We start from the raw sequence: 14997 nt of genomic DNA on the forward strand, positions 1-14997 counted from the left end.
GAATAAAATGAGAAAAATATTTTTATTCCTTACTGCTTCAATTTTACTAGCATCTTGTGCTTCAACAAAAGAATTAGAAGCAATAAAAGCTAAACACGAACAAACAAAAGAAGAGTTACTAGCCGTAAAAGCTAACTTAACAAAATGTTTAGTTGAAAAAGAAAACTGTGAAGACAAAGCATTTTCTTTAGAGTCAAGAGTAACAGAACTAAAGAGAGATAAAGAAAATACTTTACAACAAGTTGAAAACTTAACAGTTTTAACTAAAGGCGCTAATGATAACATTAAAGAGACATTATCTCAATTAAGCAAGAAAGATAAGTACATCAACAAAATTAGAGAAGCTGCTTCTAAAAAAGATTCTTTAAACTTAGTAGTTGCTTTTCACTTAAAAAGAGAATTACAAGACGGTATTGATGACGAAGATATTGAAGTAAATGTTGAAAAAACAGTTGTATTCATTTCAATTTCCGACAAGTTATTATTTAAAAGTGGAAGTTACACTATTAACGACAAAGCTTCTAAAGTGTTAGAAAAAGTTGCTACTGTAGTTAACGGACAGCCTCAAATGGATGTAATGGTTGAAGGACATACAGACAACACTCCTGTTTCAGCTGGATCAGCCTTAAAGGATAACTGGGGATTAAGTGTTTTACGTTCTACTGCTATCGTTCGTGAGTTACAGGGAAAGTATAATGTTGCTCCTGAAAGATTAATCGCAGCTGGTAGAAGTAGTTATGTTCCTTTAGTAGAAAACAACAGTCCTGCTAACAAAGCCAAAAATAGACGTACAAAAATCATCATTTTACCAAGATTAAATCAGTTCTTTGATTTATTAGATCAAAAAGTAGAATAGTATTCTATATAGATACTTTTATTAAATACCCTCAAAAGTTAAACACAATTTTGAGGGTATTTTTATACCTAAAAAACAACACACATTTGAATTTAGATATAAGTGTATTCAAAAACACATAGAAGAATGTTCTTCTATTAAATTTCTTCAGCATCAAGAAAAATAAGCTAATAAAAACCTAAACTCATACTATAAAAACAACTTTTGTTGGATAATCTAAATATAAGCACTTTTCTTGTTTAACATTCTTTTAACTAACCTCCATTAAACTTTTAGGCAGATTTGTTGTCAAACAAGCTTTATAAATTAACATGATGAAAAAACTTACACTACTTTTTATTTTACTTATTAGTTTTACAGCTGTTGCTCAACGTACTACAAAAGGTATCGCTTCTAAAATTACTTTAACGGGTAAGGTCTTAGAAACAAACTCTAAGCAACCTTTGGAATATGCAACTTTAGTACTAACAAACACCAACACAAACCAAGTTATTGGAGGTGTTACAGACGTTAACGGAAACTTCTCTATCGATGCTTCATCTGGCACGTACAATATAAAAGTTGAATTTATAGGGTTCAAAACTAAAAGTTTAGGAAATCATGATTTAAGTCAAAATAAAAACTTAGGAAATATATTACTATCCGAAGACGCAGAGACATTAGATGAAATTGAAATAATAGCAGAAAAATCGACAGTAGAAATACGTTTAGATAAAAAAATATACAACGTTGGTAAAGATATGACTGTAAAAGGAGGAAATGCATCTGATGTTTTAGATAACGTCCCTTCTGTTAATGTAGACGCAGAAGGAGCTATTAGTCTACGCGGTAACGAAAATGTTCGTATTTTAATAGACGGTAAACCTTCTGCTTTAGTAGGCTTAACAGGAACAGACGCTCTTAGAAATTTACCCGCAGACGCTATTGAAAAAGTAGAAGTTATCACTTCTCCTTCTGCTCGTTACGACGCTGAAGGTACAGCTGGTATTTTAAATATTATTCTTAGGAAAGGAAAAATCACAGGTTTTAATGGCTCTGTAAACCTAACTTTAGGAAATCCTGATATGGTAAGTATTTCTCCAAATCTCAATTATAGAACAAAAAAGTTTAATCTCTTTTCAAACCTAGCTTATTCCTACAGAAACGGACCTGGTAACTCTAATAGTTTTTTCACAAACTTCAACAAAGATGGTGATATTACTAGTTATAGAGATGAAGACAGAGTTTTTGATAGAAAGAGTAATAACTATAACGGATCCTTAGGGCTAGAATACTACATTAATGATAAAAGTTCTATTACCGGAACTTTCTTTTATAGAGATTCTAAAGATGATGATGTAGCTACCAACAATACTACTTTTTTTGATAATAATAGAGTTATAACGAAAGAACAGGTAAGAATAGAAAACGAGAAAGAAGAAAATACAGATATACAATACTCTTTAAACTATACAAATAATATTGATGATAAAGGACAAAAACTAATTATAGATTTACAATACGGAGAAAGTGATGAATTTGAGCCTGCCGATATTTTTGTTGACAGAAACCTTTCTGAGCGAAATAGACAAACAACAACCTCTAAAGATCGCCTTTTTCAAATAGATTATGTATTGCCTATTGGAGAAAAAAGTCAGTTTGAAGCTGGACACAAAGTCACCTTACAAGATTTAAATTCAGACTTTAGAGTACGTGATGCCCTCGGAAACCCATTGCCTAACGATCCTTCAAATGCAATTGAATTCAAACAAAATATTTATGCATTCTATACTCAGTTTGGAAGTAAAGTTGATAAGTTTTCATACCTGTTAGGTTTAAGAGCAGAAGTTACTGATATTGATTTAACAGTGTTTACAACCGACCAGTTTAAAGAAAAGAATTATACAGAGTGGTTTCCAACAGTAAACCTAGGGTATGAAATCAATGATAGTGATAACATTTCATTAGGGTATAGTAGAAGGTTACGTAGACCACGTCATTGGTTTCTAAACCCATTTGAAACCAGAAGTTCTGCAACCAATGTATTTAGAGGAAACCCTGACTTAGATCCTACCTTTACTAACTCTGTAGACTTTGGCTATAACACACGTATAAGTAAGCTAAACTTAGGAGCTTCTTTATATTATCAATACTCTACCGATATTATGCAAGGTGTATCTATTTTAGAACAAAGAGTTATAGAAGGAGAAACAACTAACGTAACAGTTAGACAACCAGTGAACCTTAACAATGAAAGTCGTTATGGATTTGAATTTACAACTAACTATAATCCTACTAAAAAGGTACGATTATCAGCTTCATTTAATTACTTTAAATTTAATACAGATGCTTTTACATACGTATATACCGCTGCTAATGGAGACCAAGTAACAACCCCTTTAGACGAGGTAAATGAAAGTAGCTGGTTTGCACGTTTTAACTCAAGGATTACCTTACCTTGGAAACTACAATGGCAAACACGCTTAATGTATCGTGGAGCACAAGCAACAGCTCAAGATAATAGAAAAGGAATGTTTTCTGCTAACCTTGCCCTGAGTAAAGACTTGTTTAAAGAAAAAGCTTCATTGGTATTAAATGTGAGCGATTTATTTAACACTCGTAAGCGAGAAAGCACTACTTTTCTATATGATGATGAGGGATTACTTAACACTATTAACGACGGTTCTTTCCAATGGCGTGAGCGTCAAATAACATTAAGCTTTACCTATCGTTTTAACCAAAAGAAAAAAAGAGATCGTCCAGAACAAAATGGTGACTTTGATGGAGGTAGTGAAGGTTTTTAACCCTATTAATTTAACCGATAAAAAACAACCTCATTATAAAAATACCCTTAAACTGTTAAACACAGTTTAAGGGTATTTTTCTTGGTAAAACAAGCTAGTTGTAAATTAAACTAACACGCTATTTGTCAATCAAATAATTAATCGTACATTTGCAGACCTTTTTAAAGGATAAAATTTAATTATTAATAAACAAAAACTAATCGTGTAATTATGAACACATTAAGTTACAAAACAGTATCAGCTAATAAGGCTACCGTAAACAAAGAGTGGGTTTTAGTTGATGCGGACGGGCAAACATTGGGTCGTCTAGCTTCTAAAGTTGCAAAACTTATTAGAGGTAAGTACAAGCCAAATTATACTCCTCACGTAGATTGTGGAGACAACGTTGTTATTATCAACGCTGAAAAAATTAACCTAACTGGTAAAAAGTGGACAGACAAGTCTTACATTCGTCACACAGGTTATCCAGGAGGTCAAAGATCATTAACTGCTACAGAGATGTTCGAAAAAGATCCTACAAGATTAATCGAAAAAGCAGTAAAAGGTATGTTACCTAAAAATCGTTTAGGTAGCGCGTTATTCAAAAATTTATATGTTTACGCAGGTACAGAGCATGGTCAAGAAGCTCAAAAACCTAAAACTATTAACCTTAACGATCTTAAATAATTATGGAAACTGTACACAAAATAGGTAGAAGAAAAACAGCTGTTGCTCGTGTTTATGTTTCTCAAGGAAGTGGAAACATCACTATCAACAAAAGAGAGTTTAAAAACTATTTCACTACACCAACTTTACAATACAAAGTTCAACAACCTTTAATGTTAACTGAAAACTTAGAGGCTTACGATGTAAAAGTAAACGTATACGGTGGTGGTGTTACTGGTCAAGCTGAAGCTATTCGTTTAGCAATTACTAGAGCATTAGTAGCTATTAACGAAGAAAACAAAGCTGTATTAAAGCCAGAAGGATTATTAACTCGTGATCCAAGAATGGTTGAACGTAAAAAATTCGGTCAGAAGAAAGCACGTAAGAAATTCCAGTTCTCTAAACGTTAATATTTTACTGAACTTGTTTCAGTATTTAAATGTTTCGAGACTGTTATTTATAAATCAATTTTTAACAGTTTAGTATCTAAATATTTCAGACTTAATAACTACTGAAATATTGCGAAAACAGAACGTAAACACATTTATTAAAATGGCAAACATTCAAGAATTATTAGAAAGTGGTGTTCACTTTGGACACTTAACTAGAAAGTGGAACCCTAACATGGCTCCATACATTTATACAGAGCGTAATGGTGTTCACATCATCGATTTGTACAAAACTTCAGCTAAAATTGACGAGGCTTCTGCTGCGTTACAAAAAATAGCTAACTCAGGACGTAAAATCTTATTCGTTGCTACTAAAAAGCAAGCTAAAGATATCGTTGCTGAAAAAGCTAAAGCTGTAAACATGCCTTACATTACTGAGCGTTGGCCAGGTGGTATGTTAACAAACTTCGTTACTATCCGTAAAGCCGTTAAGAAAATGACTTCTATTGATAGAATGAAGACTGATGGTTCTTTTGATGCATTATCTAAAAGAGAAAAATTACAAATTACTCGTCAACGTGAAAAATTAGAAAAGAACTTAGGTTCAATTTCTGATATGACTCGTTTACCGGGAGCTTTATTTGTAATTGATGTAAAGAAAGAACACATTGCTGTTGCTGAAGCACAAAAATTAAACATTCCAATCTTTGCAATGGTTGATACAAACTCGGATCCAAGACCAATCGACTTTGTAATCCCTGCAAATGATGATGCTTCTAAATCTATCGATAAAGTATTATCGTATGTAACTGATGCAATTGCTGAAGGCTTAACAGAAAGAAAAGCTGATAAGGAAAAAGCTAAAGCTGAAAAAACAGCTGACGCTCCAGCAAAAGAAGAAGCAAAATAATTTTTTAATTTAAAAGGTTTCATTACATTGGAACCTTTAAATTTTTACAACTTTGTACAACAATATATTTACAACTAAAAAATAACGATAGAAATGTCAGTAAAAATTAGCGCTGCAGACGTAAAGAAATTAAGAGAAACTACCGGAGCTGGTATGATGGATTGTAAAAAAGCATTAGTAGAAGCTGAAGGTGATTTTGATAAAGCTATTGAAATTTTACGTAAAAAAGGACAAAAGATTGCTGCTAAAAGAGCAGATCGTGAGTCTACTGAAGGTGTGGCAATCACTAAAATTAGCGATGACAACACATACGGTGTTGCTATCGTATTAGCATGTGAAACAGATTTCGTAGCTAAAAACGATTCATTCAAAGCATTAGCGCAAGAATTTGTTGACATCGCTTTTAACCACAAAACAAAAGAAGAGTTCTTAGCTGCTGATTTTGGTGGTGTAACTGTTGCTGAAAAATTAATCGAGCAAACAGGAGTTATCGGTGAAAAAATCGATATCACTGCTTTCGAAAGAATTGAAGCACCATACGTAGGAGCTTACACTCACGTTGGTAAAATTGCTGCAATGGTAGGTTTAACTGCTGCTGTAGATAATGCTGCTGAGTTAACTAAAGACTTAGCTATGCAAGCTGCTTCAATGGGTGCAACTTCTTTATCTTACAAAGATTTTGATCCTGCTTATGTAGCTTCTGAAACTGAAGCTAGAATTGCTGCGATTAAAAAAGACAACGAAGAATTAGTACGTTTAGGTAAAACTTTAAAGAACGTTCCTCAATTTGTTTCTCGTTTACAATTAACTGATGAAGCTTTAGCGAAAGCTGAAGGAGAAGCTAAAGAGCAATTAAAAGCTGAAGGTAAACCAGAACAAATCTGGGACAAAATCTTACCAGGTAAAATGGAAAGATTTATCTCTGACAATACTACTTTAGATCAAGAACAATGTTTATTAGATCAAAAGTTTATTAAAGACGAAAAGAAAACTGTTGCAGAATACGTTTCTTCTTACGGTGATGTTGAAGTTAAAAACTTCGTAAGGGTTACTTTAGGATAATTCTCAACGACAATTTTATATGAAACCATCCATTTTTGGATGGTTTTTTTTTATGTGTTAAAATTAGAATAAAAAAAATATGTAGCTTTGCACAACTTTCAACAAAACAAATGCAATACAAAAGAATTCTTTTAAAATTAAGTGGTGAGGCACTAATGGGTGAGCGTCAATATGGAATTGACCCAAACAGACTTAAAGAGTATGCCCAAGAGATAAAACAAGTTATAGATAAGGGTGTAGAAGTAGCCATTGTAATTGGTGGTGGAAATATTTTTAGAGGAGTTGCTGGTGCTAGCCAAGGTATGGACCGTGTACAAGGTGACCATATGGGAATGTTAGCTACTTGTATTAATGGCTTAGCTTTACAAAGTGCCTTAGAAGACCAAGGAATTCACACTCGTTTACAAACTGCTATTGAAATTAAAGAAATTGCAGAACCATATATTAAGCGTCGAGCTAATCGTCACTTAGAGAAAGGACGCGTAGTAATTTTTGGTGGAGGAACAGGAAATCCGTATTTTACAACCGACACTGCAGCTGTTTTAAGGGCTATTGAAATAAATGCAGACGCCATTTTAAAAGGTACACGTGTTGATGGTATTTATACAGCAGATCCAGAAAAAGATAAAGATGCTGTTAAGTATGAAAACATTACATTTAAAGATGTTATTGAAAAAGGCTTAAAAGTAATGGATATGACAGCCTTTACCTTGAGCGAAGAAAACAAATTACCAATTATTGTTTTTGACATGAACACACAAGGAAACCTTCTAAAACTTGTTTCTGGAGAAAATATTGGAACAATAGTTGACAACGAATAAACCGAAAAATTATCCTCAACCTATTTGAGGTTTTAAATACGAACAAAATGAACGAAGAGATTGATTTTATTTTAGATTCGACTAAAGAGGCAATGGATAAAGCTATTAGCCACTTAGAAAAAGAATTAGCAGGTATTAGAGCAGGTAGAGCTACTCCTGCTATGTTAAGTACGATTATGGTAGATTACTACGGTTCTCAAACACCATTATCACAAGTGGCAAACGTAAACACTCCTGATGCTAGAACCATATCAGTTCAACCATGGGAAAAAAACATGTTACAAGAAATCGAAAAAGCAATAATGCTTGCTAACATCGGTTTTAACCCAATGAATAATGGAGAAAATATTATAATTAATGTTCCACCATTAACAGAAGAGCGTCGTAAAGGATTAGCTAAACAAGCAAAAGCAGAGGCTGAACACGCTAAAGTAGGTGTTCGTAATGCTCGTAAAGACGCAAACAATGAAATTAAAAAAGTTGATATTTCTGACGATATGAAGAAAAATGCTGAAGCTGATGTCCAGAAATTAACTGACGATTACGTAAAAATAATCGACGAAAAGTATACTGTTAAAGAAAAAGAAATTATGACTGTATAATTTCTTTTAAGAAATAGTTAAAAAAGAGCATCATATGATGCTCTTTTTTTCGTTTTATTAATTCATTTAGCATAACTTTGCTGAAATTTTTTTTGGATGACTTTTTGGACTAAAATCGCAGGCTTCTTATTGCGAAATCGTTACTTAGTTTTAATTACTATTGCTATAATTACAGGGCTTTTAGTCACTCAAATGAAACATATGCGCTTCTCCTATACAGAAGCCAATTTACTTCCTACAGACCATGAGGTTAATATAGAATACAATAAGTTTTTAGAAATTTTTGGAGAAGAAGGCAACCTCATTATATTAGGAGTAAAAGATTCTACAATATTTACTCCTCAAAAATTCAATGCTTGGAATAAACTTGTTAAAGATTTAGATAGTTTAACACAAGTGGATTTTACTGTTTCTATTGCTGATGTTCAGCAGTTAAAAGCAGATAGAAAACAAAGAAAATTTGTTGTTGAACCACTTTTTGAACAAGCTCCTTCGACTGATGAAGAAATAAAAAATATAAAAAAACAACTTTTTGAGAAGCTACCTTTTTATAACAACCTATTATACAACGATAAAGGCACTTTACAAACAGCAATTTATTTAAACAAAGATATTGTAAATACCCCTATTCGTAGAGATTTTGTGTTCGACATTCTAATTCCAACTATAAACTCTTTTGAAAAAGATCATAATATTGATGTTCGTGTTTCTGGTATGCCCTACATTAGAACCTTAAACTCTCAGAATATAACTGACGAAATGGGAATTTTTGTAATTGGTGCATTATTAATAACGGCCATTATCTTTTTCTTCTTTTTTCGTTCATTTAGAGCCACTTTTATTACATTACTTGTAGTTAGCATTGGAGTAACATGGGCTTTTGGGTTTATGGGATTATTCCGCTATGAGATTACAGTATTATCTGCTCTAATTCCACCATTAATTATTGTAATTGGTGTACCCAATGCAGTTTTTCTAATTAATAAATATCAACAAGAAGTAAAAAAACACGGAAATCAGGCTAAATCTTTACAACGTGTAATTTCAAAAGTTGGAAATGCTACATTAATGACCAATATTACTACCGCTTCTGGTTTTGCCACTTTTATATTTGTTAAAAGTAGACTAATGCGAGAGTTTGGTGTTTTAGCCTCTGTAAACATCATCAGTATTTTTATTCTAGCATTATTAATCATTCCAATTATATATAGTTTTATGCCTCTTCCAGAGCAGAAACATTTGAACCATTTAGAAAAAAAATGGATGGGAAATGTTGTTTCTTGGATGGAACGTATGGTAAAAAAACAACGAATTGCCATTTATATCACTACTGTTTCCATAATAATTTTAAGTATGATTGGCCTTTACATGATTCGTGTATCAGGTAGTTTGATTGAAGATATGCCTAAAGGAAAACAGTTTTATAAAGATATTAAGTTTTTTGAATATGAGTTTGGGGGAATTATGCCTCTTGAAATTTTAATTGACACCAAGAAAGAAAAAGGTGTTATGAAGCTTTCTACTTTAAAAAAGATGGAAAAACTCAATGAAACTATTGAAACTTTCCCTGAATTATCCAAACCTATATCTATAACCAATCTTGTAAAATACTCTAAGCAAGCCTACTATAACGGAAATCCTAAATACTATCAACTTCCAACAAGTCAAGAAAAAAGCTACATTTTTTCGTACACTAAAAACTCAGATAGTAACTCTGAAATGCTAAAAAATTTTGTGGATAGTACTGGTCGTTATGCACGTATTACCACTTTTATGAAAGATATTGGTACTGATAAAATGGATATTATCCAAGAACGACTACAAGCTGTAATCAATAAGCAATTTCCTGATGAAAAATTTGATGTTTCATTAACAGGGAAAGCATTAGTATTTTTAAAAGGAACCAACTATTTAATTAAAAACTTAGTTATTTCACTATCATTAGCTATTATATTAATATCTATTTTTATGGCGTGGATGTTCCGTTCACCTCAAATGATATTAATATCATTAATTCCTAACATGCTTCCTTTATTAATTACTGGTGGATTGATGGGATTCTTTGATATACCTATTAAACCTTCAACTATTTTAGTTTTTAGTATTGCTTTCGGTATTTCAGTAGATGATACTATTCACTTCTTAGCTAAATATAGACAAGAGTTGCTGGCCAATAACTGGAAAATAAAACCTGCTGTTTATTCAGCATTAAGAGAAACTGGAGTAAGTATGTTCTATACTTCAATAGTCCTTTTCTTCGGTTTTTTAGTATTTACTGTTTCAAGTTTTGGAGGTACTATTGCATTAGGAGGTCTAGTTTCAATTACATTATTATTAGCTATGGTTTCAAACTTACTATTATTACCTTCTCTTCTACTTTCTTTTGAGAAAAGAATAGCTAATAAGAAAGTTTTAAAAGAAACTAAATTTAAAATACTACCTCCAAAAGAAGACAAGTAAATATTCAAAAACAACCATTTTAAATAAATATGGTTGTTTTTTTATTAAAGCTAACTTATAAAAGTTAACTCTTTATTCTTGGGTCTCTTTGTTGCTAATTAACAGCAAAAAAGTATCTTTGCTTGATTTTATTGAAGATATAAAGACATGAAAAGAAGTAGCGTTAAAGATTTATTACAATCTGACAAATTTTTACAAGAAGTACACGTAAAAGGGTGGGTAAGAACTTTTAGAAGCAATCGTTTTATTGCTTTAAATGATGGTTCTACTATTAATAATATTCAGTGTGTTGTAGATTTTGAAAATACCGACGAAACTTTATTAAAAAGAATAAATACTGGAGCAGCTGTAAGCATTCAAGGTACTTTGGTTGAAAGTCAAGGTAAAGGACAAACAGTAGAAATTCAGGTAAACAATTTGGAAGTCTTAGGAGATTCAAATCCTGATGAATATCCAATTCAACCCAAAAAACACAGTTTAGAGTTTTTACGTGAAAATGCTCATTTACGCGTAAGAACTAACACTTTTAGTGCTGTAATGCGTTTACGTTCTGCATTATCATTTGCAGTACATCAGTACTTCCAACAAAACGGGTTTTACTATGTAAATACTCCAATTATTACAGGTTCTGATGCTGAAGGCGCTGGAGAAATGTTTAAAGTAACTCAGTTTGAAGCAAACAAAGCTCCTGTAAACGAAGAAGGTAAAATTGATTATTCTAAAGATTTCTTTGGAAAAGAAACTAACCTAACAGTTTCTGGTCAATTAGAAGGTGAAACCTATGCGATGGCATTAGGTAAAATATATACTTTCGGGCCTACTTTTAGAGCTGAGAATTCTAATACTACACGTCATTTAGCAGAATTTTGGATGATTGAACCAGAGGTGGCTTTTAACGATTTAGATGCTAACATGGATCTTTCTGAAGACTTTATTAAATATGTATTACAATATGTATTAGACAACTGTAAAGATGATTTGGCTTTCTTAGACAATCGCTTAGCGCAAGAGGAAAAAACGAAACCTCAAGCGCAACGTAGTGAAATGGGCTTAATAGAAAAATTAAAATTTGTTGTAGATAATAACTTTAAGCGTGTAAGCTATACAGAAGCAATAGATATTTTAAGAAATTCTAAGCCTAACAAGAAGAAGAAATTTCAATTTCCTGTTAACGAGTGGGGTGTTGATTTACAATCAGAACATGAGCGTTATTTAGTTGAAAAGCACTTTAAATGTCCTGTGATTTTATTCGATTATCCAGCAAATATAAAAGCATTTTACATGCGTTTAAATGAAGATGGTAAAACGGTACGTGCTATGGATGTTTTATTCCCTGGAATTGGAGAAATGGTAGGGGGTTCTGAAAGAGAAGAACGCTTAGACGTTTTAAAAGAAAAAATGGCAGAACTTAATATTCCTGAAGAAGAATTATGGTGGTACTTAGATACTCGTAAATTTGGTACAGCTGTACACTCTGGATTTGGTTTAGGTTTTGAACGTTTAGTTTTATTTGCAACTGGAATGAGCAATATTCGTGACGTTATTCCTTTTCCAAGAACACCTCAAAACGCTGAGTTTTAAAAAAATCATAAAACTTATAAATATCAATCGTCATTCCTTTACGAATGGCGATTTTTTTTGTCCTATTTCATATCTTTGTATATATGCTAAAACAAAGTTTACATCAAAAATTACTTCAAAAATTATCTCCACAACAAATACAGTTGATGAAGTTAATTCAATTGCCTACGCAAGCTTTTGAAGAACGTTTGAAACAAGAAATTGAAGAAAATCCCGCATTAGATACTGGTAAAGACGAGCCTGAAAATTTTGAGGATAGCTTAGCCAATGATGTTGATTATGACGATTCGGGTAATGAAAAAATAGATGCTGAAGATATAAACATTGATGAGTATTTAAGTGATGATGAATACCCTAGTTATAAAACGCAAACTAACAACTATTCTTCAGATGATGAAGACAAGCAAATTCCTTATGCAGCAGGTACTAGCTTTCATCAATCTTTAAAAAATCAATTAAATACTTTTAGAATTAACGAAGAAGAACGTGCTATTGCTGAGTTTTTGGTAGGTAGTATTGATGATAGTGGTTATATCCGTAGAGATATTATAGATCTAGTTGACGACTTAGCTTTTACCCAAAATGTTTTTACTACTGAGGAAAAAGTACATAATGTTTTGGTAAATGTTGTTCAAAAATTAGACCCTACTGGTGTAGGTGCTTTAAATTTAAAAGAATGTTTAATCATTCAATTAAAAGCTAAATCTGAAAATGAAAGCAGAGCATTAGCGATAAGAATTTTAGAAGAAGCTTTTGATCATTTTGTTAAAAAGCACTACAAGAAGCTTTTAGAAAAATTCAATATTTCTGAAGAACAATTAAAGGAGATTATTAGCGAAATAAGCAAACTAAACCCAAAACCTGGAAGTTCTTACGCTGGAAATAATAAAATAGCAGAGCAAATAGTTCCCGATTTTTCAATTAAAATTATTGACGGGAACTTAGATTTAACTTTGAACTCTCGTAACGCTCCAGAATTACATGTTTCTAGAGAATATAACAATATGTTAAAAGGGTATCAGGACGCTAAAGAGAAAACTAAATCTCAAAAAGATGCTGTACTCTTTATAAAGCAAAAATTAGATGCTGCAAAGTGGTTTATTGATGCTATAAAACAACGTCAGCAGACCCTTTTAGTAACAATGAATGCGATTATGCATCGTCAGTCAGCATATTTTTTAACAGGTGATGAGCGTAAGTTAAAACCTATGATTTTAAAAGATATTGCTGATGAAATTGGCATGGACGTCTCAACTGTTTCTCGTGTTGCTAGTAGTAAGTATGTTTCTACACCTTACGGTACAAAATTGATTAAGGAATTCTTTTCTGAATCGATGAAAAACGACCAAGGAGAAGATGTTTCAACTAGAGAAATTAAGAAAATTTTAGAAACTGTAATTACAGAGGAAGACAAACGAAAGCCCCTTACCGATGAGAAATTGTCTAAAATTTTAAAAGAAAAAGGATATCCTATTGCTAGAAGAACAGTTGCTAAATATCGTGAACAATTAGACATTCCTGTCGCGAGGTTACGCAAAGAAATTTAATGCGATGGCATAAATTCATATCAACCATTCTTCACCCTATTGTAATGCCTACTATAGGAGTTATATTGTATTTCCTACTTTCTCCAATAAGCTTAAATAAACAACAACAATATACTATATTGGCAATAGTATTTGTAGCTACATACATTATACCTCTGCTTCTGCTAGTTTTCTTAAAGTCTATTGGTCACATAAAATCTTTTCGCGTACATAGTATAAATGAACGAAAATTTCCAATTTTCTTTATGATGACTTTATTTTTAATTCTAGGAAAAATGTTTGCTAGTATGAGTATTTTAAAAGACGTTAGCTACCTCTTTTACGGAACTGTATTTGGTTTAGGCTTTATTTACTTGCTGTTTCCTTTTAAAATTAAAGGAAGCCTCCATTTGTTGTCTATGGGAGTTGCTGTTGGATATTTCTTATTGTTTCAACAAATACAAGCTGTTTATGTACTCCCTATAATTATATCATTTATTTTTTTAGCTGGCCTTCTTGCAAGCTCAAGATTACATTTAAAAGCTCATAAGGTAAGAGAAGTATACTTAGGTTTTTTTATTGGCTTATTAAGTCCTTTTATTGCCTATTGTGTATTATAGTAAATAAAAGCTTAGGCCTAATTTAACTATTTTACTATCTATTGATTTTCCATTCAGAGTTACATTTTTAAACATAGGTGACAATCCGTAATATACATGGAAATTAAATGTACCATAACCTGCAGACAAAGTTAATCCTGCTTGCCATTTATTGTATTTTTCAACATTTGAAAAACTAACTCTTCCTGTTGGTGAATCGTATCGAAAACTATTACTTATGTTATAAGAGACTTTAAAACCCGCATAAAAACGCCAAAATGAATACGTATTTGCATCTGAAGATCGCCATCTAAACTGAATAGGCATTTCTAAATTGTGAAGTTTTATTTTGTTGGATGAAATGTCAGGGTCAGTTTCATACTCTTTTACATTTCCTTCTAGCACTTTTAACCCATGACTGAATGAGTCATAATTATACCCTAAACCTATAGCGATTGCTGTTCTACCATTTATATTAAAGGGTATATCCTTCATGTAACCGACACCTAGACCATAAGAGAAACCAGTCTTCCCGATTCCATCTGGTTGATCTTGTAATAAGTTATATGTTATATCAATGTATAACTGATCTTCCCAATACTTATCTCCTAACTGTAAAGAATCTTTCTGGCAAAAAGTAGTTAATGACAGAAAAAACACGAAAAAACTTACTATATACTTCATAGATAATTAACTAACGATAAAGATACTTTTTTTGTATAAAAAAAGAGCAATCAATAGATTGCTCTTTTTGTTTTATTTA

At 32.0% G+C, this 14997-nt stretch carries 13 protein-coding genes; 12 read left to right on the forward strand and 1 reads right to left on the reverse strand.

Translation table 11 applies throughout. The features are described from left to right. Window positions 1-7 precede the first annotated feature (7 nt). From AC3VJB_RS10380 to AC3VJB_RS10435, 12 genes are all read left to right on the forward strand, one after another. The gene (locus AC3VJB_RS10380) at window positions 8-856 is read left to right on the forward strand and encodes an OmpA/MotB family protein (protein ID WP_047790002.1); all 849 of its coding nucleotides are present in this window, start codon (window positions 8-10) and stop codon (window positions 854-856) included. A 311-nt stretch (window positions 857-1167) separates the two neighbouring features. Further along, on the forward strand, window positions 1168-3639 hold the full coding sequence (locus AC3VJB_RS10385) for a TonB-dependent receptor (protein WP_053056729.1): 2472 nt from the start codon (window positions 1168-1170) through the stop codon (window positions 3637-3639). A 210-nt stretch (window positions 3640-3849) separates the two neighbouring features. Then, a complete protein-coding gene (gene rplM / locus AC3VJB_RS10390; RefSeq protein WP_274640796.1) occupies window positions 3850-4305 on the forward strand; it encodes a 50S ribosomal protein L13 in 456 nt (151 codons plus the stop codon). A 2-nt stretch (window positions 4306-4307) separates the two neighbouring features. Continuing rightward, window positions 4308-4694 carry a 30S ribosomal protein S9 gene (gene rpsI, locus AC3VJB_RS10395; protein WP_047790000.1) on the forward strand — a complete coding sequence of 129 codons (387 nt, stop codon included), beginning with the start codon at window positions 4308-4310 and terminating at the stop codon, window positions 4692-4694. A gap of 142 nt (window positions 4695-4836) precedes the next feature. Beyond that, entirely contained in the window at window positions 4837-5583 is a 747-nt protein-coding gene (gene rpsB, locus AC3VJB_RS10400; protein ID WP_125065928.1) for a 30S ribosomal protein S2, read from the forward strand. A 93-nt stretch (window positions 5584-5676) separates the two neighbouring features. Next, the gene (tsf, locus tag AC3VJB_RS10405) at window positions 5677-6645 is read left to right on the forward strand and encodes a translation elongation factor Ts (protein WP_047789998.1); all 969 of its coding nucleotides are present in this window, start codon (window positions 5677-5679) and stop codon (window positions 6643-6645) included. Between the two features lie 110 nt (window positions 6646-6755). Next, on the forward strand, window positions 6756-7466 hold the full coding sequence (gene pyrH / locus AC3VJB_RS10410; protein WP_047789997.1) for a UMP kinase: 711 nt from the start codon (window positions 6756-6758) through the stop codon (window positions 7464-7466). Between the two features lie 47 nt (window positions 7467-7513). After that, the gene (gene frr / locus AC3VJB_RS10415; RefSeq protein ID WP_047789996.1) at window positions 7514-8068 is read left to right on the forward strand and encodes a ribosome recycling factor; all 555 of its coding nucleotides are present in this window, start codon (window positions 7514-7516) and stop codon (window positions 8066-8068) included. A 96-nt stretch (window positions 8069-8164) separates the two neighbouring features. Beyond that, window positions 8165-10528 carry an efflux RND transporter permease subunit gene (locus AC3VJB_RS10420; protein WP_497667116.1) on the forward strand — a complete coding sequence of 788 codons (2364 nt, stop codon included), beginning with the start codon at window positions 8165-8167 and terminating at the stop codon, window positions 10526-10528. 147 nt (window positions 10529-10675) lie between these two features. Continuing rightward, the gene (gene asnS / locus AC3VJB_RS10425) at window positions 10676-12109 is read left to right on the forward strand and encodes an asparagine--tRNA ligase (RefSeq protein WP_047789994.1); all 1434 of its coding nucleotides are present in this window, start codon (window positions 10676-10678) and stop codon (window positions 12107-12109) included. An 83-nt stretch (window positions 12110-12192) separates the two neighbouring features. After that, window positions 12193-13656, forward strand: coding sequence for an RNA polymerase factor sigma-54 (gene rpoN / locus AC3VJB_RS10430; RefSeq protein ID WP_253055740.1), 1464 nt, complete (start codon window positions 12193-12195; stop codon window positions 13654-13656). Further along, the gene (locus AC3VJB_RS10435) at window positions 13656-14255 is read left to right on the forward strand and encodes a hypothetical protein (protein WP_437823329.1); all 600 of its coding nucleotides are present in this window, start codon (window positions 13656-13658) and stop codon (window positions 14253-14255) included. The genes rpoN and AC3VJB_RS10435 overlap by 1 nt, the downstream gene beginning before the upstream one ends. Here the strand turns inward: AC3VJB_RS10435 and AC3VJB_RS10440 are convergent. After that, entirely contained in the window at window positions 14250-14918 is a 669-nt protein-coding gene (locus AC3VJB_RS10440) for a porin family protein (protein ID WP_253679520.1), read from the reverse strand. The genes AC3VJB_RS10435 and AC3VJB_RS10440 overlap by 6 nt on opposite strands. Between the last annotated feature and the right edge of the window lie 79 nt (window positions 14919-14997).

This window comes from Tenacibaculum sp. TB-53 (assembly GCF_059716285.2).